At 70.5% G+C, this 24542-nt stretch carries 18 protein-coding genes; 4 read left to right on the top strand and 14 right to left on the bottom strand.

Annotated features, from left to right (window positions below; translation table 11 throughout):
* Positions 1–2 precede the first annotated feature (2 nt).
* The 7 genes from BFN33_RS21835 to BFN33_RS21805 all read right to left on the bottom strand — a co-directional run bounded on the left by BFN33_RS21835 (position 3) and on the right by BFN33_RS21805 (position 6128).
* Positions 3–641: a (2Fe-2S)-binding protein gene (locus BFN33_RS21835; RefSeq protein WP_069761753.1), complete on the bottom strand. Its 639-nt coding sequence runs from the start codon at positions 639–641 to the stop codon at positions 3–5.
* 231 nt (positions 642–872) lie between these two features.
* Positions 873–1286, bottom strand: coding sequence for a cupin domain-containing protein (locus tag BFN33_RS21830; RefSeq protein ID WP_069761752.1), 414 nt, complete (start codon positions 1284–1286; stop codon positions 873–875).
* 58 nt (positions 1287–1344) lie between these two features.
* Entirely contained in the window at positions 1345–2112 is a 768-nt protein-coding gene (locus BFN33_RS21825) for a glucose 1-dehydrogenase (protein WP_069761751.1), read from the bottom strand.
* Between the two features lie 282 nt (positions 2113–2394).
* A complete protein-coding gene (locus tag BFN33_RS21820; protein ID WP_069761750.1) occupies positions 2395–3651 on the bottom strand; it encodes an MFS transporter in 1257 nt (418 codons plus the stop codon).
* Between the two features lie 164 nt (positions 3652–3815).
* Positions 3816–4346, bottom strand: coding sequence for a cyclophilin-like fold protein (locus BFN33_RS21815; RefSeq protein ID WP_069761749.1), 531 nt, complete (start codon positions 4344–4346; stop codon positions 3816–3818).
* Positions 4347–4361: 15 nt separating this feature from the next.
* Entirely contained in the window at positions 4362–5027 is a 666-nt protein-coding gene (locus tag BFN33_RS21810; protein ID WP_069761748.1) for an SDR family oxidoreductase, read from the bottom strand.
* Between the two features lie 84 nt (positions 5028–5111).
* The gene (locus BFN33_RS21805) at positions 5112–6128 is read right to left on the bottom strand and encodes a zinc-dependent alcohol dehydrogenase family protein (RefSeq protein WP_069761747.1); all 1017 of its coding nucleotides are present in this window, start codon (positions 6126–6128) and stop codon (positions 5112–5114) included.
* 186 nt (positions 6129–6314) lie between these two features.
* Between BFN33_RS21805 and BFN33_RS21800 the strand changes: the two genes are divergently transcribed.
* Both BFN33_RS21800 and BFN33_RS54415 read left to right on the top strand, forming a co-directional pair.
* Positions 6315–7184, top strand: a complete 870-nt coding sequence (locus BFN33_RS21800) for a helix-turn-helix domain-containing protein (protein WP_069761746.1) — start codon at positions 6315–6317, stop codon at positions 7182–7184.
* 1047 nt (positions 7185–8231) lie between these two features.
* A complete protein-coding gene (locus BFN33_RS54415; protein WP_256122817.1) occupies positions 8232–8624 on the top strand; it encodes a hypothetical protein in 393 nt (130 codons plus the stop codon).
* A gap of 480 nt (positions 8625–9104) precedes the next feature.
* Here BFN33_RS54415 and BFN33_RS21785 read toward each other — a convergent pair whose 3' ends face one another.
* Complete coding sequence (locus BFN33_RS21785; protein WP_069761744.1) at positions 9105–9449, bottom strand: CU044_2847 family protein; 345 nt, start codon at positions 9447–9449, stop codon at positions 9105–9107.
* Between the two features lie 251 nt (positions 9450–9700).
* Here BFN33_RS21785 and BFN33_RS21780 point away from each other — a divergent pair, with 251 nt between their 5' ends.
* Both BFN33_RS21780 and BFN33_RS21775 read left to right on the top strand, forming a co-directional pair.
* Positions 9701–9910: a hypothetical protein gene (locus tag BFN33_RS21780; RefSeq protein WP_069761743.1), complete on the top strand. Its 210-nt coding sequence runs from the start codon at positions 9701–9703 to the stop codon at positions 9908–9910.
* A gap of 36 nt (positions 9911–9946) precedes the next feature.
* Positions 9947–11815: an HEXXH motif domain-containing protein gene (locus BFN33_RS21775; RefSeq protein ID WP_176742432.1), complete on the top strand. Its 1869-nt coding sequence runs from the start codon at positions 9947–9949 to the stop codon at positions 11813–11815.
* Positions 11816–12084: 269 nt separating this feature from the next.
* Here the strand turns inward: BFN33_RS21775 and fxsT are convergent, their stop codons facing one another.
* The 6 genes from fxsT to BFN33_RS21745 all read right to left on the bottom strand — a co-directional run bounded on the left by fxsT (position 12085) and on the right by BFN33_RS21745 (position 24467).
* Entirely contained in the window at positions 12085–16494 is a 4410-nt protein-coding gene (gene fxsT, locus BFN33_RS21770; protein ID WP_069761741.1) for an FxSxx-COOH system tetratricopeptide repeat protein, read from the bottom strand.
* Positions 16491–17435, bottom strand: coding sequence for a MoxR family ATPase (locus BFN33_RS21765; RefSeq protein ID WP_256122816.1), 945 nt, complete (start codon positions 17433–17435; stop codon positions 16491–16493). The genes fxsT and BFN33_RS21765 overlap by 4 nt, the downstream gene beginning before the upstream one ends.
* Positions 17436–17782: 347 nt before the next feature.
* The gene (locus tag BFN33_RS21760) at positions 17783–19270 is read right to left on the bottom strand and encodes a hypothetical protein (RefSeq protein ID WP_069761739.1); all 1488 of its coding nucleotides are present in this window, start codon (positions 19268–19270) and stop codon (positions 17783–17785) included.
* Positions 19263–20270, bottom strand: coding sequence for a trypsin-like peptidase domain-containing protein (locus tag BFN33_RS21755; protein WP_069761738.1), 1008 nt, complete (start codon positions 20268–20270; stop codon positions 19263–19265). The genes BFN33_RS21760 and BFN33_RS21755 overlap by 8 nt, the downstream gene beginning before the upstream one ends.
* Positions 20271–20975: 705 nt before the next feature.
* The gene (locus BFN33_RS21750) at positions 20976–22304 is read right to left on the bottom strand and encodes a class I SAM-dependent RNA methyltransferase (RefSeq protein ID WP_069761737.1); all 1329 of its coding nucleotides are present in this window, start codon (positions 22302–22304) and stop codon (positions 20976–20978) included.
* 114 nt (positions 22305–22418) lie between these two features.
* A complete protein-coding gene (locus BFN33_RS21745; RefSeq protein ID WP_069761736.1) occupies positions 22419–24467 on the bottom strand; it encodes an APC family permease in 2049 nt (682 codons plus the stop codon).
* Positions 24468–24542: the final 75 nt, after the last annotated feature.

The raw sequence follows: 24542 nt of genomic DNA, 5'->3' as shown, positions 1-24542 counted from the left end.
CCTCACTTCCGGCCCGCGGTCTGCTCCACCGCGCGCACGATCTTGACGTAGCAGCCGCAGCGGCAGATGTTGCCGCTCATCCACTCGCGGATCTCCTCCGGCGAGCCGGTGTGTCCCTCCTGGATGCAGCCGACACCGGAGACGATCTGGCCGGGGGTGCAATAGCCGCACTGGAAGGCGTCCTGGTCGACGAACGCCTGCTGCAGCGGGTGGAGTTGATCGCCCTCGGCCAGGCCCTCGATCGTGGTGACGGCGGCGCCCTCCAGACGTACGGCGAGCGTCAGGCAGGCGTTGTGCCGCTGACCGTCGACCAGGACCGTGCAGGCCCCGCAGGCGCCGGCGTTGCAGCCCTTCTTGGAGCCTGTGAGCCCGAGGTGCTCGCGGAGCAGGTCCAGCAGCGAGGTGCGGTTGTCGACCGTCACCGTGTGGCGGCTGCCGTTGACCGTCAGAGAGACGCGGCTGGACGGCGGCCTCTCGGCGGCCGTCGCTTCCTCCGGATCGGCGAGGAACGTGCCTCCGATCACGCCGCCCGCGACGACGGCGGTGCTGGTGGCGATGAAGGTGCGCCGGGTGGGCGCCGGGGCGGATTCGCCGGCTCCGGTGGGGGGTGGAGCGGCAGGCTCGGGGAGTTCAGTTGACATACGTACGCCTTCGTATCGCGGACGGATCGGCCGTACACAACAGCGGGACGGGAGAGTGGGATCGTCGTCACCGCGGGGAATGGGGCAACCGCGCGCTTCGGCAGCGGCGACCGCTCACGTCGTGAGTCTCGCACCACCGGCACCGCCCGTGGCAGGGAGACTTTTCTCCCCCTTTACGCTCCGTCAGGAGCGGGTGGCCGACGTCCTGGAGGCGTTTTCGCGTGGCCGGGACTACTGCTTGCGGGTGCGCGGGCCGTTGTACTGCTGGTCGGTGACCGGCTCGGCCCAGGCGGTCTCGGGGGAGCCGTCTTCTGTGCCCTCCCACAGGGCGATGTGCTCCATGAACCGGTCGGGGGCGGCGCCGTGCCAGTGCTCCTCGTTCGGCGGACACGCGACGGTCTCGCCGGGGTGGGCCTCGAAGACGGTGCCGTCCCGGGTGCCGATCAGGGCGATCCCGGAAACGACGTGCAGGGTCTGCCCCAGGACATGGGAGTGCCAGTTGGTGCGGGCGCCCGGCGAGAAGCGGACCAGGTTGGCGCGCATCCTGGACGGGGCCTGGCCGGCCACGATGACGTCCCACCAGACGTCGCCGGTGAACCAGTCCGCCGGGGCCTTGCTGCTGGGCTGCTGCTTGATGAATTCCATGATGTCTCTCCGGTGCTGTCGATGCGTGGGTTGCCGCCGGTTCCCCGGTTCCGCGGCTCTAGCGGGCGACGTATCCGCCGTCCACGGGGAGGGCGACGCCGATGACGAAGCCCGCTCCGGGGCTGCACAGCCACAGGACGGCCTGGGCGATCTCCTCGGCGGTGCCGAGCCGGTTGATGGGCTGGCTGGCCTCGGCCTCGGCACGGTCGAGCTCGCCCTTGGCGATCATGTCGCTGACCATCGGGGTGTCGATGGTGCCCGGACAGACGGCGTTGACGCGGATGCCCCGCGGGGCGTATTCGAGGGCGGCGCTGCTGGTCAGGCCGATGACGCCGTGCTTGGAGGCGTGGTAGGAGGCCCGTCCCGGGAGGCCGACCAGGCCGCCGAGGGAGGAGCAGTTGACGATGGCGCCGCTGCCCTGGGCGCGCATGTGGCGCAGTTCGTGTTTCATGCAGGCCCAGACCCCGCGCAGGTTGATGGCGTTGACGCGGTCGAAGCGTTCGGCGGGTTCATCGGCGGCGTCGCTGGGCGGGATCTGGATGCCGGCGTTGTTGTAGGCCATGTCGAGGCGGCCGAAGGTCTCCACGGTGCGGTCGACGGCGGCGGCGACCTGGTCCTCGTCGCTGACGTCACAGGCGAGGGCAAGGGCCTGGTGGCCGGCGTCGGTGAGTTCCTTCGCGCCGGCGTTCAGGGCCGCTTCGTCGATGTCGGTGAGGGCGACGGCGGCACCGGCCTCGGCGAACGCGCGGGCGGTAGCCAGGCCCATACCGGCGCCGGCGCCGGTGACGAAGGCGACCTGGCCGGTGAAGTCGTACGTGGGATTCACTGCTGTTCTCCCTTGAGGTGGGGGGAATGTGGGGCAAAACTGCATGTCAGGGATGCCTGGATGATCTGCGTGGGACTGCACACCGTCATCGCCGGTGCCGTCGAGACGAGGGATCGGCGCCTGTCCGCCCGCTTCCTCGCTGGGCCGTGCGGTCTCTCGGAGGCCGTCCGGGGAGGCCGCCTTCCCGCTGAAGCGCGCGCTGCTCACCGTCATGCGCGCAGCCCTCTTGTTCGCTGGTGCGTCGGGCGGTTCGGATCGGCAGGACGCGGATCCGGGCTCGAGTCAGTTCTGCGACGGCGCCTGCGCGGGTTCGTCGCGTGGCGCGTGCGTGGGCGCATTGCTCCGGGCCAGGATCCGGCCCCTGCCGGTCGAGCCTTGGACGGCAAGGGCGATGAGGGGCAGCAGCGTGAGGGCGGCGATGACAGTGCCGACCAGGGGCGGTCCGGTCAGGCCGAGGGAGGAGTCCAGGGCCGCACCCGCGATCACCGATCCGGCTGCGATACCGGTGTTGAAGGCGGAAGTGGTCAGCGACGAGGTGAGGGTGGGCGCATCGCCCGCGAAGCGCATGGCCAGCGCGGTGACCACCGGGTTGACCGTGAAACCGGTCAGGCCCATGAGGAAGACCAGGAGCGTGGCCGTGACCGGGTTGCCGGACAGCGGGATCATCAGGAGGAGGACCACGGCGGTGGCCGCGGCGGCCGTGATGGTGGTGGCCATCGGACGCCGGTCACCCAGGTGGCCGCCCGTGGTGGTCCCGCCCAGCGCGCCCACGCCGAACGCGATGAGGACGAGCGGCACGGCCCCTTCGGGGATGCCCGCGCGGTCGGTCAGCAGTGGCGTGACATAGGTGTACGTCGCCAGGACACCGCCCATGATCAGCATCGCGGCGCCGAGCGCCAGCCACAGCCGGCCCTGCCGCAGCGCCCGGACCTCGGCCCGCAGGGACACCTCGACGCGCTGCTCCCGGGCCGGGATGAAGCGGCCGATGAACACGGCGGCGAGCCCGGAGAGGACGGCCAGCGCCCAGAAGGGGCCACGCCAGCCGGTGAACTGGCCTGCGAAGGAGCCGACCGGCACGCCGACGACGTTGGCGAGGGTCAGGCCGCCGATCATGACGCCCGTGGCGCGGGTGGCGTTGTGCCGTCCCGCGGCGGTCGTGGCGACGACGAAGCCCACCGACCAGAACGCCCCGGTGGCCAGGGCCGTGACGACGCGGGCGGCGAGGACGATCGTGAAGGACGTGCTGAGGGCGGCGACCAGATGTCCGAGGCAGAACACGGACAGGGCCAGGATCAGCGTCCTGCGCTGGGGAAGGCGCAGGGTCGCCATGGCCATGGTCGGCGCGCCGACGATCATGCCCAGGGCGAAGGCGGTGATCAGCAGGCCGGCGTGGGAGACGCTGACGCCGAGGTCACCGGCCAGATCCGGCAGCAGGCCGGCGACGACGAACTCGGTGGTCCCCATCAGGAACGTGCCGGCGGCGAGCACCCAGACGACGAAGGGGAGCTTGCCGGGGGTGGTCCCGGACGCGGAAGGCATACGTGCGTCTCTCCTTGCGTGGAAATCGGTGGATCATGGTGGCGGCTGAGGCCGTCGCGGACGGTGGAGGGCGCGGCCACCTCTTCGACGGTCCCATGCGACGAACCGGACGAAAAGAGGAGGATCTCCTCCCCCCTTCGTGCAGGGGCAAACGGTGGGGCGGGTCAGGGCGCGGCCTCGATGGTGATCCGGTCTGCCCCGGCAAGCCGGTCGGCGTCGGCGTCGATGTGGCCGAGGATGAGCAGGTCGGGGTTGGCGGAGTCGCCGTCGCGGTAGAAGAGGGCCAGGTTGCCCCAGGGCGCGTAGTAGGTCAGGTCGCCGGCCTTCGGCGCGCGCGGCTCGGGAGCGCCCGAGATGGTCAGCTTGCGCGGCAGGTCGGCGATCCGCTCCGTCTGGTGAAAGTCCTCCAGATCCAGGGTGAGCGGGAGTAGCTCGGCGAAGTCACCGGCGGCCGGACTGTCGTTCAAGGCGGCGTCGACGGGGCGGCCGTCGAGGGTGACCCGGATGTCCATGGCGGTGTTCCTGTCGGACGGTGTGGTGCGTGCCTCGGCCGTCGGTTTCTGCTGGCGGGCGGAGGACGCGGAGGATGTCTTGTGCGGGGAGACCGACGAGGTGTCGCCGCAGGCCGCCGCGGCCAGCAGGACAGTGGTGGCCATGGCGGCACGGGCGACGGCGCGGAGGGTGGCCGAGGTCATGGTGTCGTCCGTACGTCAGTCGGGCAGGGGCTCGGCATAGTGGCGGAAGCCGTCCCGCTTCGCGTGGATGTCGTACAGGCGCTCGGCCAGCACCTCGGGGCTGCTGTGCTCGGCGTCGGGCCGGATCGCTCCGGGGATGATCAGCTGGGCGGCGTGGATGTTCTCCGGGGCGAGCGTGTCGTGCAGCATGCGGGCGTAGGCGCTCTCGGCGGCGAAGGCGATCGAGGTGCCGGCGACCCTCGGGTTGGGGCGTACGGCGCTGGCGCCGTTGACGAACAGCAAGGTGCCGCGGCCGAGTTCGCGCATGCCGGGCAGGACTGCGTGCACCGCGGTGACGGGGCCCTTGACGGAGAAGGCGAGCGGTGCGTCGAGGTCGTCGGCGCTGGTGTCGAGGACCTGCTTCATGAAGTCGGCGCGGGGCACGGGGCTGTACTGGAGGATCTCGACGGCGCCCAGGTCGGCCGCGGCCGTGTGCAGCGCCGCGGTCAGGGACTCGATGTCGAGGACGTCGGCGGTGTAACCGCGGGCCTGGATGCCGTCGCGGGCCAGCTCGGCGGTCATCTCCTGCAGGCGCTCGGCGTCGCGGGCGACGAGGGCGACGGTGTGGCCGGCGGTTCCGAAGCGGCGGGCGGTGGCCAGCCCGAGACCGGGGCCGGCGCCGACGAGGGCGAAGGTCGTCATGGTCAGTCCTTGAGTGGGCGGGGTGGTTTCCGCTCCTGTGGCCGCACCGCCTCGGTGCGGCCACAGGTGGGGACGCGTCTGTCCTCAGGGCTTGAGGAGGGCCTTGATGGCGCGGCGCTCGTCCATCGCCTGGTAGCCCTCGGCGACCTGGTCGAGGGGCAGGGTGAGGTCGAAGACCTTGCCCGGGTTGATCCGGCCCGAGAGGACGCGGTCGATCAGGTCGGGCAGGTAGCGGCGCACCGGGGCGGGGCCGCCGCGCAGGCCGACGTGGGAGAAGAAGAGTTCCTGGCCGTCGACGGCCACCTCGTGCGGGACGCCGACGAAGCCGACGTTGCCGCCAGGGCGCGTGGAGTGCAGGGCCTGCCGCATGGACTCGGCGGTGCCGACGCACTCCAGCACCGAGTCGGCGCCGATCCCTTCGGTGAGGTCCTTGACGCGGGCGATGCCTTCGTCGCCGCGTTCGCTGATGATGTCGGTGGCACCGAACTCCAGGGCGAGCTTCTGCCGCGACTCGTGCCGGGACATGGCGATGATCCGCTCGGCGCCGAGCTCCTTGGCCGCGATGACACCGCACAGGCCGACCGCCCCGTCACCGACGACCACGGCGGTGGAGCCGGGTTTCACCTCGGCGGCGCGGGCGGCGTACCAGCCGGTGCCCATCACGTCGGAGACGGCGAGCAGGCTCGGCACGAGTTCGCCGGCCGGGTGCTCGTCGGTGGCGACCAGCGTGCCGTGGGCGTTGGGGATGCGCACGTAGTCGGCCTGACAGGTGCTCATGAACTCGCGGTGCAGACAGGAGGACTGCCAGCCGTTCCGGCAGTTCGCGCAGGTGTTGTCCGAGGTGGCGAAGGAACCGACGACGAACTGGCCCGGCCTGACGTGGGTGACCTCGCTGCCGGTCTCCTCGACGATGCCGACGTACTCGTGGCCCATCGGATGAGGCTCGTCCACCGGTTCGGCTCCGCGGTAGGGCCACAGGTCGGAGCCGCACACACAGGTGGCGACCGTACGGATCACAGCGTCGGTCGGCTGGAGGATCTTCGGGTCGTCCAGGGTCTCGAAGCGCACGTCGCCGGGGGCGTAGATGACTGCTCCGCGCATGATGGGGTGCTTCCTTCGGTGCGAGGGTCGGTGAGCCGCAGCCGGTGATGGCAACCGGCTGCCCGATATCGAGCCTCACACGCGGGGGCAGGCGCGAAAAGCGGAGGGATTCATCCCGGGAGAAGAACATCCGGGGAGGAAATTCTCCCCCCTTACGCGAGTGCGATCGATGCCATCCTGGGAACCATGACCGCCAACGTTCCCCTCAATGAGCTGGGAGAATTCCTCAAGAAGCGTCGCTCCGAGCTGAGCCCGCGCACGGTCGGTCTGCCCGAGACCGACCGGCCCCGCCGGGTGGAGGGGCTGCGCCGCGAGGAGGTCGCCCAGCTCGCCAGCATCAGCACCGACTACTACACGCGTCTGGAACAGGGCCGTATGCAGGCGTCGGCGCCCGTGCTGGATGTCCTCGCCCGGGTGCTCCACCTGGACGACGACGAGCGCGGCTACCTCTTCCAGCTCGCCGGCAAGACCACCACCCGCACCCGGCGCCGTGGCCGGCAGAAGGTCCAGCCGCAGCTGCAACGGGTCCTGGACGACCTCACCGCCACCCCGGCCATCGTGCAGGGCCGGCGGGGGGACATCCTCGCCTGGAACGCGCTGGCCGCCGCCCTGGTCACCGACTTCTCCGGCATCCCGGAAAAGCACCGCAACTACCCGCGGATCATCTTCACCGACCCCGCCATGCGCACCCTGTACGCGGACTGGAAGAGCTCGGCGCACATCGCCGTCGCCCAGCTGCGCATGGAGGCCGCGAAGTACCCCGAGGACCCCCGCCTGATCGAACTGGTCGGTGAACTGTCCCTGCGTGACCAGCAGTTCGCACAGTGGTGGGGCGATCACCACGTCGCCGCCCGCACCGTGGGCACGAAGACCCTCAACCATCCCGTCGTCGGCGAACTCGTCCTGGACTGGGACACCCTCACCGCCAACACGGACCCCGACCAGAATCTGACCGTCTGGACCGCCGAACCCGGCTCCCCCACCCACGAACGACTGCGCATCCTCGCCTCGTGGGCCGCCGACCAGGACCTGCCGGCCTCCTCCCCTGTCAACTGACCGCTCAGCTCGTACGACGCCTACTCGCGGCCCACGTGGTGACCGAACCGGCCGCGGGTGCCTTCTGGTGCGTCGGAGCGGCGTGGCGACGACCACGGCAGGGCTGGCGACAACCTCGCGGGGCCCGGGCCTGCTGGTCGGCGGAGTGGACCTGGCCAATGTGCGGCGGTCATCGGCGGGTTCACACGGAGACCCTTTACCTCGGGATGACCCATTACCGGTATGGTCGCTCCCTCCGCCGGTGGATAGACGCAGCACTCGCCAGCCTTCACCCGACCGGGACGCATTTGGTGAAAGAGTCCAGCTGCGGGTCGAGCACATGGCCGAGAGACGAGCCCCTGCCATAGCCCATGCGGTCAACCGCCGTCCGGTACATCGGATCGATCGGCCGGCGCCCAAGGAAGTCGACCTCGACAGAGCTGGCGGCTCACCCGACCTGATCACCCGCCGCGACCACTGACCCATCAGGGGCACCGCTGATGTCGAAGCGCCCACCGGTCTCCCACGCCGTTGGATCATCGCAAAGGGAGAACGCAATGGTGCACCCTGCCTACCTCCCCGAAGGCTTCTGGACCTTCTACTGCCCCCTCGGCGCATCCCCCTGGTCCACCGCACCAAGGCAACACCTCACCGGGCTGACCCTCGCGCCCGCAGGTGTGAGCCACCATGGCTGCTGCAGGCGAACCAGATCCCGGCCAGGAGGGGCGACCGTGATGGCCCGCCGCACGCTGTTGGGCGGTGTCGACGTTTCGGCCATTTCCTGTCCGCATCCGTTCCAAGCCAGGCCAGGGGTCCCACGCCCGCGGGGTTCTCTGACGCAGGAAACAGCGGGCTCCCCAGCACGACCGAATGACGTGTGTTTGATAGGGACCGCGCCGGATGACGATCCGCAGGAAGCCGGTGTTCGAGAGGAGGATGCCTCTACCGCGGCGAGTGGAGGCTCCCTGCTGACCTCCCGCGCCATGGGGCGGCGTGTGCCCTCGCTTGTGCCGCACTCGGCACAGAGGGTCTGGCGCGTGGACCGCGGCGGCGATCATCGGCCTGCTGGTGTGCCGGATCGGGACCGGCGTCCTCGCGGCCCTCGGCCTCCTGGTCGTCACGGGCACGATCACCGCGCTGATCTCCGAGGGGGCTATCACCGAGCGGCTGTGGGACGCCGCCCCGCAGCTGGCCGTGATCGCCGCCACCGGCCTGCGCGCGCTGCTGGGCATCACCGTCGTCTGGCTGACCGGCCGTCTGCGCCCGGTACTCGGCCGGGCAGCGGAGCTGAGGATGATCGAGGCCGCGCTCGGCGCGGAACTGGCCGCCAACCACAAGCCCGGCTACAACGACGCCTACGACATCGCCGACCGCGGCGCCCAGGTCACCCCTGCCCTCGTCGAGAAGCGCAGGACGTCCTCGCAGCGACAGCCACGCTCGCGGCCAGCGCCACCGTCCTGAACCCACTGCTCCTTCCCCTTCTCTTCCTCGCCTGCTCTTCCTCGCCTGCCAGTGCAGTGGTCACCTCCCCGCGGTGTCCAGATTCCGCTGCTTGGTTGAACAGGCGTACCAGAGTTGCCCGGCATCCCCGGAGCTGCCCGGATTCCGTTCCTCCGAGCCTGTCGCGCTGGCTCCGTCGGTGCGATTGACGACCGGTGGTGGTCAGCCCGGTGGCGGTTGCCCGAAGAGCAGGTCGTAGGCGGGAGCTGGAGCAGGACGCAGTTCATCAGGCTCTCGCCCAATGGGTGCCCATCAGTTCGGTGTGACCGGTGACGCGGGACGGTCGGAATGCGCGCTGCAACAGCCTGCGCTGTCCACGGTGGTCCGCGTGCAGGCAGGTCACGACGCTGTCGCCCATCAGCAGCCGGAGCCGGTCGTACTGCGTGCCGCCCTTGTCGAAGGTGCGGGCGTCCCGCGTGCGCGGCCGGTTGCGCCCGGGCGTCAGCCGGTGTCGCTCTCGTCCTCCGAAGGCGTACGGCGCCACGTCACCTGCACCTGGAGGTGGCCCTGCGCGCCGGTACGCGCGATGACCGCTCCCACCTCCGCGTCCAACTGGATCCCGAACTGGACCGTGACCTCGTCCGGGCGCTGGGGCAACTCGCTCATGCGGCGCAGCGTGACGGCCGCCGCGCGGCGCACGCCTTCCAACGCCCCCTCGAACGAACTGGTCGCCCGAGCCACCAAGTCGGACGCGCCGGTCGCGTCCACGACCCCGCCGCCGATGTGGTCCATCTGGGCAACGACGGACCCGCCGTCCTCCAACTCGAAACGCAGCAACTCACCCACGGTAGTGTCCCCCCGTCCCGCTCCGTCGTTCCGACGGGTTCTCTGTGCCCGCCGCCATGTCCGACCAACCCTGCCCCACCTCCCCTCGCGGCGGCGCAGCGGTGGCCTGAACTAACCCTTCCAACGTCCCGCTTCCGGCTCATGTGGCTTCAGGGTGCCCTTTCGGTGACGCAATCGAAGGGTCAGTATGAAAGGAAGCCTGTGGATGTGCTGCAAGCGATCGCGACGCGCCGACTAGGGGGCACCGGGACGTGACGACTACTGCGACCGAGTTCGAAACTGATCTGGTCGATCTCAGCCGATGTGGGCTCCACGGGGTGATGACCCTGCACGACCCCCTGCTCGCGGACGCGTTGCGGACGTTGGTACGTCACCTGGACGAGAGGTCGGCGTTCCAGAGCGCCAGCGGTGGTGCGGGCAGCCCCTATCTGGCCGCCGAGTGTGACGGCGATGAGTCCTAGCACCACATGATCCAGCCGTCCTCAGGTTCGCGTGCCGTGCTGGGCAAGCATCGCACCCCGAGATCCGACCTCGACGACCTGGCCGTCGGGCGCGTGGGACCCTGCACCGCCCGTCGGCTGTGGGCCGTCGAGCGGAGCAGACGCATGCTCATGCTGCGTGCCGTCGTGGAATCCGCGCGGCAGCCACTGGCCGGCACGCCCCTGCCTCCCGCAGCCGCCCTGGAGGTACTGCTGCGCGTGGAGGAGGCCCGCCCGGACGTGGTCGCCGACCTGCTGGAGCACCCCGGCACCGGGATCTGGGCCGTTCGTACGCTCAAGCGACTGCTCTCGGGTGAACATCCCCATGCCACGACGCCCCTGTGGGCAGAGGCCGGGTACCTGCACTGCCTGGCGGCCGCCGGAGCCCTGCGCGCCGGCGTCGAAGGAACGATTCGCTTACCGGTCCGTGGGGCCCTGTTGACGCTGCCCACTCTGGGCCGCTTCCGGCTTCCGGCGACCGCCGCCGACGGCCCCGGAGCGCAGTCGCCGGATGTCGTGACCCTGACCGCTCCGCACCCGGGGAAGGGCCCGGCGGGGCTTGTCGTCGGCGGGCGGCGGATGAGTCTGCCCGTCGATCTGCGCGAGCCGTCCGGCGCGTGGGAGCCGTCGCACCGCATTTCGTGGAGCCCCCGGCCCCAGGATCCGCCGCTGGTACTCGAGGACGGCGACCCCTACCGGGATTTCCGGGGGGACCTGGCACAGGCCTCCACGGCGGGCCTGGCGGGCGCCGAGACACGCCGTTGGCGGCGGTTGCTGGGTGAGGCCGGTGAGGTCCTGCACGGCCGCCACCCGCGGGCGGCGAGCCTGCTGACCGAGTCCCTGCGGGTGGTGGTGCCGTTACCGACCGACTCCCGGTTCCGCACCGCGAGCGCCTCCTACAACGAGGCGGTCGGCAGCGCCCTGTTGTCGCTGCCGACCGACGCCACGGAACTCGCCGTCACGCTGGTGCACGAGGCACGGCACTCCGTCCTCAACGCACTCCTCCACCAGCTTCCGCTCTGTGAGGACGACGGTCCGCTCCACTACGCCCCCTGGCGAGGCGACCCGAGGCCGCTGTCGGGCCTGCTGCACGGCACCTACGCGTTCGCCGGAGTGGCGGATTTCTGGCGGGTGGAGCGCGGGGCGCTCGGCGGTCCCCCGGCCGACCTGGCGCACTTCGAGTTCGCCGTGTGGCGGGACGCGGTCGCTGGCGCCCTCGAAGCCCTGCTGGAGTCGAGCGGACTGACCGACGCCGGACGGCTGTTCGTCACCCGCATGGCCGAGGAGACCTCGGCCTGGCACGCCGAGCCGGTGCCGGGACGCCCACTTGCGCTGGCCCGGTCCGAGACCGCCGACCTGCGCGCGGTGTGGCGAGCCCGGCACCTACGGCTGCCCCCCGACCAGGTCGCGGTCGTGGCCGACGCATGGCGGTGCGGCGCGGAGCCCGAGACCGCCCGCGTGGTGCGGCCCTCGCTGCGCCCCGACCCGCACTCCGGTACCCCCGACCTCCGCAGCGAACTGCGACGGGTACTGCTGGCCGACTCCGGCGCGTTGGAACAGAGGGCGGTCCTCGGATCGACCCAGGACGGCCGGCCCGAGACCCTGGCCGCGGCCGACGTCGACCTGCTGCGCGGCTCCGCCGACCAGGCCGTACGAGGCTACCGGGACGTCCTCGCCAAGCACCCCGGCTCCGCGTCGGCCTGGGCCGGCCTCGGGCTCGCACTGGCCGAAACCGGTCAACCCATCGCCGCCCACGCCCTCCTCGCCCATCCGGAACTGGTCCGCGCCGTCTACGAACAAACGACCGCGCCCCACAGAGCCACCCCCGACCCCGTGCCCCTGGCCGACTGGATCGGCCGGACTCCGGCGGTACGGGACGCGGGTTGACCGGGGCGCACGCGGACGCGCACCACTCCGCGGCCGCCGGGGTCAACCACGCCTCTGAGGTGGGAGGAGGTCGTTGACCCGGTGTGCGGTAGTGCGCCCGGCCCCGTGGCCGATGGGAGCTGTCCGGAGCCCTGTGGTGCTGGGCGGGGGCTGACTGGGCGTGCGGTGGTGTTTCCTGCCATGGCCGTGGTCGGTTGGGGCAGCCGCGACCCCGGCCGTCCGGGACGAGGACAGCCGGGGTGCGCGATGGTGCCGGGCACGGTGCGGCCTTACAGCGGCATCGGGTCGATGTCGCAGTTCGCCGGCTTGTGGGCGGCGGCGGCGGCCGTTGCCGGGTGGTCGGCGCCGAGCGCTCGCTCATAGCGCGTCATCGTGTCCGCGTGGAGGTCGTCGGCTTCCTCCGTGCGGCCCAGCAACCGCAGGCCCACCGAGAGGTTGACGGCCGTGGCCAGCGCGGCCGGGTGGTCCTCGCCGAGGCGGCGGCGGCTCTGGTCGAGTGTGCGGGTGCTCAGCTCCACGGAGGCCTGTACCTGGCCCAACTCGTACAGGTCTGCGGCGAGGTTGGTAGCGCACGCCAGGGTGTTCGGGTGGTCCTCGCCCAGCGACTCGGCCAGCGCCGACAGCAGCCGTTCGTTCATCGCACGCGCCTCCTCGCAACGGCCCAGGAGGCGCAGGCAGATGGCGTGGTTGACCTGGGCGCCGAGCGTGTGCGGGTGGTGGGCGCCGAAGAGCCGCTCGTACCCCTTGCAGCCCTGGCCGCTCAGCTCCAGCGCGCGCGGGAGGTCGCCGCTGTGCCGCACGTCGACGGAGTGGGCGAGCAACGCAGCCAACGTGTCGGGGTAGTTGTCGCCGTACCGGTTGCGGAACAGGGTCAGCGCCTTGGCGGACAGCTCGATGGCTTCCTCGTGGCGCCCCGCCCGCCGCTCGGCGACGGCCAGTCCGCGGTAGCCGGAGACTGTGGTGGGGTTGGTGGGGCCGTAGTTGTACTCGTAGCGCCCCACCACGTCCTGCTGCTGGTCGCGGGCCTCGATGTACTCCCCGGCCTCCTGACGGTCGACGACCACGCCCGCCAGGGTGCCCAGGGTGGAGAGGGCGTTCTCGCCGAGTTCCTCCACCTTGCGGCGGTGGGTGTCCTGGTCTAGATCCAGCGCCTCACGGAAGTCACCGGTCAGGCGCAGGTTCAGTGCCACGCGGTGCGCCACGATCAGCGTGGACAGGTCGTTGGGACCGAACAGACGCCGACTGGTCTCGAAGGACTGCCGGTCGAGCTCGGAGGCCGCGCCGAAGTCGCCGCGCATGCGCAGGTCCCAGGCGAGCATGCCGGTGATCTCCAGGGTCATCTCGTGCTCGGGACCGAGGGTTTCGCTCATCAGCTCGTGCGTGCGCTGGTCCAGCTCGTATGCGACGCGGTAGTGCCCGAGGATCCGCAGCGCGTCGCTGTAGAGCTTGGCGGCCATCAGCACCGGCTCCGCCCGCTCCCCGTCGATGCCGCGCCACGTCTCGTACGCCTGCTTCGCCAGATCGCGCGAGCCCTCATGGTCGCCCCACGTGAACATGTACTGGATCTCGTTCAGGACGAGCTGCCGCACCCACGGGTCGGTTGATTCCACCGCACGGCTGTTGATGACGTGCGGCAGCAGTTCGCCGTACTGGCTCCACTGGCGGGAGTCGGCCGGTGCGCCCGGGTCGCCCTTGGCCAGCAGGCGGTGGGCCCCGTTGCGCATCTGCTCCTTGAGGGGGTCGGGCATCTGGTTGATCAGCACCCGCTGAACCAGTCGGTGCAGCTGGATGGTGTTGGTGGCGTGATTGATCCTGGCCAACGCGTACCGGTTGATCTCCCGGATGGCGCGACTCAACCGGATCGGATCGCTCAGGGCCGCGGCCAGTTCGGGCGGCACCGGAGCGTCACGGACACCGGTGAGAAGGCGCCTGGAGATCGGCTCCGGAGCGAAGAAGGCACATACCTGCAGAAGTTGCAGAGCGGCCGGATGGTTCTTCTGCAGGCGCTCCAGGGAGACGTTCCAAGCGGCGGCCACGGACAGCGGGTAGTCCGGCGGAGGATCGCTGACCATGAGGTCGGCGGCCTGCTGCTCGAACAGCCGCAGGTACTCGTCGGCCGGCATACCGGTCTCGGACAGCCATACGGCGGCCTGCTCGATGCCGAGCGGGAGGTCGCCCAGCGTCTCGGCGAGCCGGTCGGCCGTGTCGTCGTCGAGGTTCGGGGCACGCAGCTGCAGCAGCTGGCGGCTTTCTTCGCGGGCGAAGACGTCCACCTCAAGAGGTCGTGCCGCCGTCGCCCACTGGGCGTTGCGAGAAGTCACTAGAATGCGTCCTGGGCCATTGGTGGGGAAGAATTCGCGAACGGCTTCGGGAACTTCCGCATTGTCGAATACGAGGAGCCAATTCTTGTACGGCTCGCCGACGCGCAGGGCTTCTATGACCGCGGGTACGGCGGTGTTGGCCTCACCGGTTCCGACATCCAGTCCGAGTCGCCTGGCGAGTTCCACCAGTACCTGACGGATCTGTTGCGACTGCTCGGACGGAATCCACCAGATGACCTGGTATTCGTTCAAATGGCGGTACACATATTCCACCGCGAGTTGGGATTTGCCCACGCCGCCCATGCCCTGCAGGGCCTCGGGAAGGACGGCCGTGGTTCCCTCCTGCAGCCGCCGGTGCAGGTCTTCGAGCAACTGTTCGCGTCCGGTGAAAGCGCGGTTCCGTGGAGGCACGTTGCCCCAGACGGGTGGCGGTTTCCGAGCCCCATCACCCCTGGTCGTCGCGGCATCGGACTGCACGCCACTCACGGACACGTTCCCTCCATCATCTTGGTCTGCGCCGACCGCGCCTTCTCCCGTGAGAAGATCCGGGGTCTCGCCATGGACCAGGTCGGACTTCGAACTACTGCGATCATTACCCTGTGTATCACTGTAGTGACAATCGGTGCTTATGCTGGAATGGGCGTCGGTCGGCGCGGGCGCGCGAGCCCGGTCCTCGAAGCGGCGCAATCGCTCATGGAGCAGCGCGGCGGCGGCCGTGTGCTGCCCGTCCAGGGCGGTCAGGGCCGGTAGCGCGGGAACGAGCCATGGCCGCACCCCGTCCAGGGGAACATGCACGGCTCCGCCCGGATGCGCGACGAGGTCCAGGACCTGGCGCAGTACGTCCCCGGTGGCGTCCCGAACAGCGTTCGAGAGGTGGTCAAACGCCACCTTCATCGCGAGAGCCGTGTCCCTGCGGGTGCCTTCCGCCAGCAGCTCCTGCCGCAGGCCCTCGGTGGCGAACTCCAGGTCGACCCGGGCCGACGCGGGCGCCTTCTCGGCATTCGGGCCAGCCGGGGTAGGCACCAGAAGTCCGCTCACCAGCAATTCGGCGACATGCCACGGACGGGCCTCGGGAAGCAGTTCGCGCCGCAGCAGCTGGAGGATCGTCAGGTTGAGCGGAACAGCGGCGCCGAGCTGGGCCAGATGAAGGGCGACCGGGCTCAGCTGGGCCCGCAGCCGACGCGCGTGGTCGGCTGCCGACAGGGGCTGGGGTGTGGCGGGTGGCCTCAGTGGCGCCACCGGCGAGGTGGCTGACACCGGCAGCACCCGCATCGTGTACTCCGCCGCGTGCTCGCGACGTACGAACCGGGCCCACTGCGACACGGCGTCCGGCGTCAGTTCCAGCACGGGGACGGGAAGCCAGGCCGGCTTCCGCTCCTCGGGGAACCCGGGAAGCGCGAAGTCGTCCGGCCGGTGCCACCACAGCGCGTTGGCGGCGGCGGGCTCAGGGCTGCGCAGGAGACTGCGCAGGGGCACCGTCGACAGGTACGACCAGAGGTGCTCGGGAAGCGTGCTGACGACGGCCGTCGGCACCATTGAGGCCCAGCGGGCGAGCTGGCGGTGAGCACTGCCGTCCCGCCAGTGATGCGCGTACATGTCGGTCAGCACGAACACCGTGTGGCGGTCGGTCTCCTCCGGTACGACGGCATGCCGTCGGCCGCCCCGCGGAGACGACCAGCGGCACACCCGCACGTCGCGGAAAGCGCCAGAGCCGACCAGCGCCGCCTCGAACTCCCGGGCCGACCGAGCCCACAGGCCCATCGAGGCACCGCTGTCGACCACCAGTGTCAGCGTCAGCCAGCGCTCCGGCGCCGGCTGGAAGAACGGCAGCCAGTTTCCCTGCTCGGCCCGCGACTCGGCAGTCGCCTCCTCGTCCAGGACACGTGTACTGCGCGAGGGCAGCCGCAGCCGCAGCGGCCGCAGTCCCTTCTCGATGAGGCGGGACCGCTTGAGGGCCGGGCCGACGAACGCGTCGGCCGGCCTGTACCGCTCGGAAGGCACGACGACGTCCGGGCGTGCGGGCACGGGAGCCGACGGGATGTGCGGCTCCGGCCACGGTTCCGGTGAGCTCGGCACCTCCTCGGCGGTCGGCCCCGGCTCCGGCCGGTCGTCCGGGTACTCGTCCGGCGCGATGTCCGGAACGGGCGGGGCGGCGGGCCCCGTATCCTCCCGGTCCTCGTCCACGTCCGCCGTCCGTGGCGCGCGCGCTGCGCGAAGCCGCTGGTCGATCTGCGCGGCCAGCCAGACGACCTCGCCCGCGGCGTGCACGGTCCATTCCGCGCATGCCTCCCCGAGCGAGGCGACGGGCGGCACGGAGCCGTTGCTCACCCTGCCTTGGCGGGAGGGCGGCAGGATCATGCAGAACCAACTTCATCGAGCCTATGCCACAGCGAGTGCAGCAGGCGGTTCAGGGAGTCCGCGTCGGGGCCGTTGGGAGACAGGCGGAGGTACTCGGCGTTCATAAGCTGATCGGCGGCCAGGGTGCCGCCCGCCAGGGCGCGCGAGAGGAAGTCACGGATCATCGTGGAGCGTTCGGCTCCGCCGCCGTCGGCGAACTGCGCCGCCAGCATCGCCGCGAGCCGGTCGGCGTCCGGCGGCGGCATCTCCAGCGTCAGACAGCGTCGCAGGAATGCCGGGGGAAGCGAGCGTTCGCCGTTGCTGGTGATCACCACGAACGGGAAGGCCCGGCAACGCATCCGCCCGTGCAGCACCTCATGGGTGTCGTCCGGGTCGTCGGTGTGCACTGTCACGCTCGGCATGCGCGAACGGACACGGGCCAGCTCGGGGATGCGGAACTCACCGTCCTCGAACACTTCCAGCATGTCGTTGGCGAGGTCGGTGTCGGCCTTGTCGAACTCGTCGATGAGCAGCACCCGGGGAATTTCATGGGGCACCAACGCCGTGCCCAGTGGGCCGAGTTGGATGAAGTCACCGAGTCCGTGCAGAGCGGGGTCGTCGGATAACGAACCGTCGTGCGCGTCCCGGCCGTCCCCTGCGCCGCGCGCGGAAGCCTCCTGCACCCGGCCGATCGCGTCGTACGCGTACAGACCGTCCTTCAGGACCGACTTGCTGGTGATCGTCCACCGCAGCACGCGGCCCAGTCCGAGTTCGCGGCTCACACGGTGGGCCAGGCTGGACTTGCCCACGCCGGGAGGGCCGGTGACGATGAGCGGCCGCCGCAGGAAAAGGGCCGCGTTGACCATGTCGACCTCCTCCGACGAGGAGGCGTGGACACCGAAGCCGGGAGCGCCGAGACGGCGGCGGATCTCCGCGTCGTCGCGGGGGGTGGGGCCGGTCACGACGGGGCCACCGTCGAAGTCTCGCCAGGGCGGTGGGGGCGGCAACTGGTCGAGGGGCCGGTCAGCGGCACGTGGCTCGTCGCCCGTGCCACGGTAGATCCACCAGTCGCGGGCGCGGCCAGTGAAATCGGACGCTCCCTCGGGTACCCGCGGCTCCCGCGGTTCGCCGCCGCTCATAGCCACCCCCTCTTCCCGGAACCCTCGCGGGCTCACTGGGCGACCTGTCCCGGCCGGTCAGGGCCCGGGCGTCGGTCGAATGTCGTGCCGGCAAGTCACATCGCAACGGTGCTGTGACCGGTGCTCAAGTCGGTCACACCTTAGTGGGTAACGCTGCGCCTCGGTCGCTCTCAAGCAATGGGCTCCGGGACTTCCGGAAGCCGGTTCGGATCGTCCCACAGCACGGCAAGACGAGGGCCGGAACCCCCAGCGTCATGGTCCCCCGGATGGGGAGCGGAGCGCAAGCACGTCAGCCGGTCCAGAACCTCGTGCAGGTCCCCTTCCAGTAAGCCTTCGGCCAAGGTGACCGGATGCCCGGCGGACGCGCCCCGGCGCCTCCACAGGAGCAGCGGAAGCCCCGCCTGCAACCCGGCGAGCAACTCCTTCCTGCCGTTGTCGTCGTCGGGCGGAGAGCCCAGGATCATCAGGACGATGTCCGGCGTGCGTCTGAGGTATTCGTAGAGCGACTCGGCTCTCGCGCCGTCACCCGCGGCGCAATGGTGCGTGCCGGCCTGCTGCTCATCCGTCGACAGCACGTCCCAGCGCTCGTTCCACACTCGGTGCAACTGCAGTGCGTCGATGCGCTCCTTGCTGCGTACGACCACCTTGTAGTCCGTGCCGATGGGTGGACCGCCGAGTTCGCTGTCCCAGACCGAGTGCTGACCGAAGGCGGCGTGGCGGGACCATTCCTCGACGGGTTCGTTCATCATCGAGAGCGGCAGTATGAACTCCAGCACGAGACTGCCCCGGTGAGTGCGCAGCCGGCTCTCCTCGCGGTCGATCAGCGTGGCGACATGACGGCGCACCGTGGACGCGGGCACGGAGCACTGCTCGCGGCGGCGGGGCTCCCAGGTCGCGCCGCTGCTCGCCCAGCAGCTGATGTCGACCCGATCGGGTGACGTCGTGGACGGTGCCAGCCTGATCAGCAGGTAGGCGGGGCGCACCGACTTCTCGGCCGAACCGCCCGCGGACTCACGAGAGTCGTCCAGAATGCGCTGCGCCTCCAGGTGGCCCCGCGCGCCGGCCCGGACCTGGTGGCTGACCCAGGAGCGGACCGCGTCGCCCCGCTCTGGCGTGAGGACCATCGCGAGGCCCTGCAAGAAGCGCACGGTGCGGGGCGCGCCGTCGGTGGGCCGGTTGGTGTGGGCGAGCAGTTGATGGGCGTCCCAGGCGGTGTGCACGAAATCCGGCAGTGGCCCGAAGTGCGCACCGGCCGCCGCGTGGTAGACGGCGGGGAGTTCGGGCACGTTCGTGCGGTCGAGCCCTTCGAGCAACGCCTTGAGCTGCTCCTGGGTGCGGTCGTCCAGGACGGGGGGCACCACGGGGTGTGCCAGGGAAGCCGCGTGACGGGAAGGCAGGTCGTAGTCGGCGAGGTGCTGCACCGCCTCGGTCAGCCGCTGCCAGCCGGCGGCGACGCTGCCGAAGGCGCGCACCATGGTCACGATGTGCATCTTCTTGTCGTCGAACTCGGCTACCGACAGGCGCAGTCGGAGTCGTTCCATCGCGTCGAGCACACAGAGCCTGCGGGCGTCGACGGTGTCCAGGACCGACACCTTCATCAGGGCGTCCGCCAGCCGGGCAGCGGCATTCGGGTCGCGCGCCGCGGCGGGCTCAGTCATCGTCGTCCAGCCGGCCCGGCCAGGTCTTCTTGGCCTGTGCCACGAAGTCCGTCACAGCGAGGGTGTCCCCTTCCATCCATCGCACCGCACGCGCCAGAGCGGTCGGCCCCATGGTGAACTCCCCGCAGCGGCTGACCACGTGGTAGAGCTGCAGTCTGGGGCTGGTCGACCGGGTGATGCCGGCGGTGATCTCGGGAGGCAGCTGGGCGAGAAGTTGTGTTCCGGCGTCCACCCGGAACGACTCCATGGCCAGCAGCCGGTCCACCAGTGGCCACAGTGAACTGGGCGGCGCCGCCCAGTCGGTGACCGGACCCACGACAAGGGTCGCCGGGATGTGGCCGGGGCCCAGCGCGTCGAGGGGGATCATCCAGGCGACCCGTGGCGTTGCCGCGGCCGGTTCCGTCCTGCGGGGGGTCAGCACGGAGGCGAGGACACCGACCACCAGGCCGCGTCCGAGGTCCCACACCCCAGCTCCGCTGAAGCCGCGCTCCACCGCGGCGCCGACCGCGTCCAGCCCGTCGATCTGCCGCCATCCGGGCAGCGGCCCGCCCTGCCCCACCACCCGCCCGCGGGCCCACAGACCGTTCGGTACGGCCACCGGGTGCCCGAACACCGACACGAGAGCGCCGGACTCCGTGCCGCACCGTCCGACAGGCGCCGGTCTCACGGAACGCGGCGGCGGGGCGTCCAGCTCCAGTACCGCCAGATCACCGGCCGGTGGGTGGCGCAGCCAGCCGCCCTCGGACACGCGGGCCGGAATCGGCTCCGCCCCCTCTGGTGCGGCCGGAAAGTCCACCAGTACCGTTCCACGGGGAGGGTCGCCGGTGTCGGAACGAGGGAGACGCAGGGCCGCTTCGACGACGTGCGCGCAGGTCAGCACGGTGTTGTCGGTGAGGAGCAGGCCGGCCCCGGCGATGCCCGCGCCCTGACGGTCCCGCAGCCGGGCCCGCCATGTACTCGCGCCCGGCGATACGGAGGCACCAGCGTCCCGTAACCCCACGTCGTCCCCCTCGTCACCCGTGCGGAAAATCAGGGTAAGCCGAAGCGAAGCCCTTGTGTACAAGTGAGTCGGACGGTCGTCCCGTGATGCGCCCCCGCTAAGCATTGGCGCCTGTGCCGCCGCCCTGGCGGCGCTCAGCGACCTGGTACGGCCCCAGGAGGCCGGGGGCGGCGGTGTGATGAACGGCAAGCCGACGCGCGTACGACCCGACGCGCGTGGTGAGGCAGGGGCTTCGGGGCATGCGGGGGCCGAGCTCCGCGCGGTGGACGGGGTCCCGTGTTCTCGTGGCGGCCACGCGGGTGCGGCATGCTCTCGGCGACGCATGCGGGCTCGACCTGGGTGACGGGCAGCTGAGCGTCATGCGCTGGTGACGGCTCGAGGATGCCCGCGGGCAGATCCTGGGAGTTGCCGCTTCCGTCATCGACGTCACGGATGACGCTCTGATACGCGACCCTTCTTGTCACACACCGCTTGAGCAGCCTCACCCACCTGCCGCTCCGTGGGAAACAGCGCCAACTGAGCGTCAGGACGGTCTCATACGCCCCCATGGACCGAGGAGAACACGTCCCTCATCACGTTGCGAGACGCCCCACGAAGTCGTAGGTCAGCCCACTCCCCGGCACCAGTACACGTTCCACGTCGTGCAGTTCGGGGAACACGTCGAGCGCACCTGGAATCGCCTGAGCAACCTAGGAAAGCTGCAGTTCAGAGCCCTTTCGCCGCAGGCTCCAGCACCGCCACGCACTCCACGTGATGCGTCATCGGAAACAGGTCGAACACCCGGAGCATCCGCACCCGGTACCCCCCGTCCCGGAAGTACCCCAGGTCCCGCGCAAGGGCGGCCGGATCGCAGGCGACGTACGCGATGCGGCGCGCGCCCAGGGACGACAGGTGCTCCACCGTCTTGCGGCCGGCCCCCGCCCGCGGCGGGTCCAGCACGATCAGGTCGACCTCCGTGATCCCGGTGCGCGGCAGCACGGCCTCCACCTTGCCCTGCTCGATCCGCACCCGGTCGAAGTCGGCGAGGTTGTGCCGGGCGTCCTCGACCGCGCGCTTGCCCGACTCGATGCCGAGGACCGCGCCCTTGTCGCCGAGGCGGTCGGCCAACGCCCCCGCGAACAGCCCGACACCGCAGTACAGGTCGAGCGCCATCTCGCCCTTGCGCGGCAGCAGGCCCTGCATGACCGCCTTGACCAGTGTGTCGGCCGCCTGCGGGTGGACCTGCCAGAAGCCGCCGCTGCCCACCCGGTGGGTGCGGCCGTCGGCCCGCTCGCGTACGAAGGCGCGGCCGTGGACGCGGTGGATGCCGCCGTCGTGCTCCTCGACGCGCATGACGGAGACGGGCTTGTCGAGTTCCACGAGGGGCAGGCGGGCGCCCGGCCGGGGCTCCAGGATGACCATGCGGTCCTGGGAGCCGGTCGCCGCGATCGCCTCCACGGACGCCATCCCGGACCAGTCGCGGTCCTCGATGCCCAGCTCGCTCACGCCCGGCGCGGCGATCATGCAGTGCTCGATCGGCTCCACCTCGTGCGAACGGTGGCGGCGCAGACCGGCGTTGCCGTCGGCGTCCACCGCGTACTGCACGCGGGTGCGCCAGGCCGGCACCTCGCCCGCCGGCAGCTTGTCGCCCTCGGCCGGCATCACCGTGCCGTCCCAGCCGGCCTCCTCGGGGGTCAGGCCCGCGAGCCGCTTCAGCTGCTCGGCGACGACCTCGCCCTTGAGACGCCGCTGGGCGCCGGGCTTGGCGTGCTGCCAGTCGCAGCCGCCGCAGCGGCCGGGACCGGCGTAGGGGCAGGGCGCCTCGATGCGGTCCTTGGACGGCTCCAGGACCGACACCGCGTCGGCGCGCAGGAAACGCGCCCCCTCCTCGCCCTCCGTCACCCGGGCCACGACCCGCTCACCGGGCAGCGTGTGCCGGACGAACAGCACCTGGCCGTCGTCCGTGCGGGCGATGCAGTGCCCGCCGTGCGCGACGGGGCCGATCTCGACTTCGAACTCCAGCCCCACCAGCGATTTCTTCGGTTCTGCCTGCATGGCGGGGTGACTCCACAACGTCAAGGGGAAAGGGGAACACGGCCGGCCACGAAAACGACCGGACACGCATCGGCCGGACACAAAAGCGAGCGGCCGACACGACAGCCAACCAGTCTACTTCGGCGCCGGCGTCTCCTTCGCCCGCTGCTCGGCCGGACCGCGTCGCACCGCGCCGGGCGCGTTCCACTCCTGGCGCCTGCGGGCGCGCTTCTTCGCCACCTCCGAGGACTGGAGCTGGTAGGGCACCGAGGTCACCATGACCCCCGGCGTGAACAAAAGCCGGCCCTTGAGCCGCAGCGCGCTCTGGTTGTGCAGCAGATGCTCGTACCAGTGACCGACCACGTACTCGGGGATGATCACGGACACCGCGTCACGCGGCGACTCCTTTCGCAGCCCCTTCACGTAGTCGATGATCGGCCGGGTGATCTCGCGGTACGGCGAGTCCAGGACCTTCAGCGGTACGTCGATCCCGCGTCGTTCCCACTCGGCGCGCAGTGCCTTGGTCTCGGCCGGGTCCACGTTGACGCTCAGCGCCTCCAGCGAGTCCGAGCGCATCAGCTTGGCGTACGCCAGCGCCCGCAGTGCCGGGCGGTGGATCTTGGAGATCAGGACGACGGAGTGGACGCGGGACGGCCGCAGGCTGTCGTCGCTCGGGCCCTCGGGCGCCGCGAGTTCCTCGGAGACCCGGTCGTAGTGCTTCCGGATCGCCGTCATCGTCGCGTAGAAGATACACATCCCGAGCAGCGCCACCCAGGCGCCGTGGGTGAACTTGGTGACCAGGACGACGACCAGGACGAGCCCGGTGAAGAAGGCGCCGAAGGCGTTGATCGCGCGGGAGCGGACCATGTGGCTGCGTTTCGCGGCGTCCTTCTCGGTGGCCAGGTGGCGGTTCCAGTGCCGGACCATGCCGGTCTGGCTGAGCGTGAAGGACACGAACACGCCGACGATGTAGAGCTGGATCAGCCGGGTCGAGTCGGCGCCGTAGATCCACACCAGGAGTCCGGCCGCACCGGCCAGCAGCACGATGCCGTTGGAGAAGGCGAGGCGGTCGCCGCGGGTGTGCAGCTGGCGCGGGAGGTAGCGGTCCTGGGCGAGGATCGAACCGAGCAGCGGGAAGCCGTTGTAGGCGGTGTTCGCGGCGAGGAAGAGGACCAGCGCGGTGGCCGCGGCCAGTACGACGAACAGGAAGCTGCCCTTGCCGAAGACGGCCTCGGCGACCTGGGAGATCACCGGGTTCTGCACGTAGTCGGAGCCGAGCGCGACGCCGTTGTGGATCAGGTCGACGGCCGGGTTCTCGGCCATGCGGACCTTGGTGACCATGGCCAGCGCGATGATCCCGCAGAACATGGTGACGGCGAGCAGGCCCATCATCGCGAGCGTGGTCGCCGCGTTCTTCGACTTGGGCTTGCGGAAGGCCGGTACGCCGTTGGAGATCGCCTCGACGCCGGTGAGCGCGGCGCAGCCGGAGGAGAAGGCGCGCAGCAACAGGAAGACGAGGGCGAATCCGGCCAGGCCCTGGTGCTCGGCCTTGATGTGGTAGTCCGCCGTCGGTGCCCGCATGGTGTCGCCCAGGACCAGACCGCGGAACGCACCCCACGCGATCATGATGAAGACGCCCGTGACGAAGACGTACGTCGGAATCGCGAACAGCGAGCCGGACTCCTTCATGCCGCGCAGGTTCATCAGCGTGAGCAGGACGATCACGGCGATCGCGCACAGCACCTTGTTCTGGACGACGAAGGGCACCGCCGAGCCGAGGTTCTCGATGCCGGAGGCGATGGAGACGGCGACCGTGAGGACGTAGTCGACGAGCAGGGCGCTGGCGACCGTGAGGCCGGCCTTGGGGCCGAGGTTGGTGTTGGCCACCTCGTAGTCGCCGCCGCCGCTCGGGTACGCGTGCACGTTCTGCCGGTACGAGGCGACCACGGTGAACATCAGCACGACGACCGCGAGCGCGATCCAGGGACTGAAGTGGTAGGCCGACACGCCCGCGATGGACAGGACCAGCAGCACCTCGCCGGGCGCGTACGCCACGGAGGACAGTGGGTCGGAGGCGAAGACGGGGAGGGCGATGCGCTTCGGCAGGAGCGTTTCGCCGAGCCGATCACTGCGCAGTGCGCGCCCGATCAGGATCCGCTTGGGCACGTCGGTCAGTTTGGACACAACAGTGAAGCGTAAGCGTTCGAACGGGCGCCCAACCACCCGGCACCCCGCATCTGCTCTCCGGGTGAAATCCGG

This window comes from Streptomyces sp. LUP47B (assembly GCF_001746295.1).
Taxonomy (GTDB): Bacteria; Actinomycetota; Actinomycetes; order Streptomycetales; family Streptomycetaceae; genus Streptomyces.
Note: the sequence above shows the minus strand (reverse complement) of the source record. Positions and strands in the feature narration are given on the sequence as shown.

Bases quoted from the DNA above. Each gene is read 5' to 3' on its own strand.
- BFN33_RS21835 (WP_069761753.1), bottom strand. From the start codon at position 641: ATGTCAACTGAACTCCCCGAGCCTGCCGCTCCACCCCCCACCGGAGCC.
- BFN33_RS21830 (WP_069761752.1), bottom strand. From the start codon at position 1,286: ATGGAATTCATCAAGCAGCAGCCCAGCAGCAAGGCCCCGGCGGACTGG.
- BFN33_RS21820 (WP_069761750.1), bottom strand. From the start codon at position 3,651: ATGCCTTCCGCGTCCGGGACCACCCCCGGCAAGCTCCCCTTCGTCGTC.
- BFN33_RS21815 (WP_069761749.1), bottom strand. From the start codon at position 4,346: ATGACCTCGGCCACCCTCCGCGCCGTCGCCCGTGCCGCCATGGCCACC.
- BFN33_RS21810 (WP_069761748.1), bottom strand. From the start codon at position 5,027: ATGACGACCTTCGCCCTCGTCGGCGCCGGCCCCGGTCTCGGGCTGGCC.
- BFN33_RS21805 (WP_069761747.1), bottom strand. From the start codon at position 6,128: ATGCGCGGAGCAGTCATCTACGCCCCCGGCGACGTGCGCTTCGAGACC.
- BFN33_RS21800 (WP_069761746.1), top strand. From the start codon at position 6,315: ATGACCGCCAACGTTCCCCTCAATGAGCTGGGAGAATTCCTCAAGAAG.
- fxsT (WP_069761741.1), bottom strand. From the start codon at position 16,494: ATGATCCTGCCGCCCTCCCGCCAAGGCAGGGTGAGCAACGGCTCCGTG.
- BFN33_RS21760 (WP_069761739.1), bottom strand. From the start codon at position 19,270: ATGACTGAGCCCGCCGCGGCGCGCGACCCGAATGCCGCTGCCCGGCTG.
- BFN33_RS21750 (WP_069761737.1), bottom strand. From the start codon at position 22,304: ATGCAGGCAGAACCGAAGAAATCGCTGGTGGGGCTGGAGTTCGAAGTC.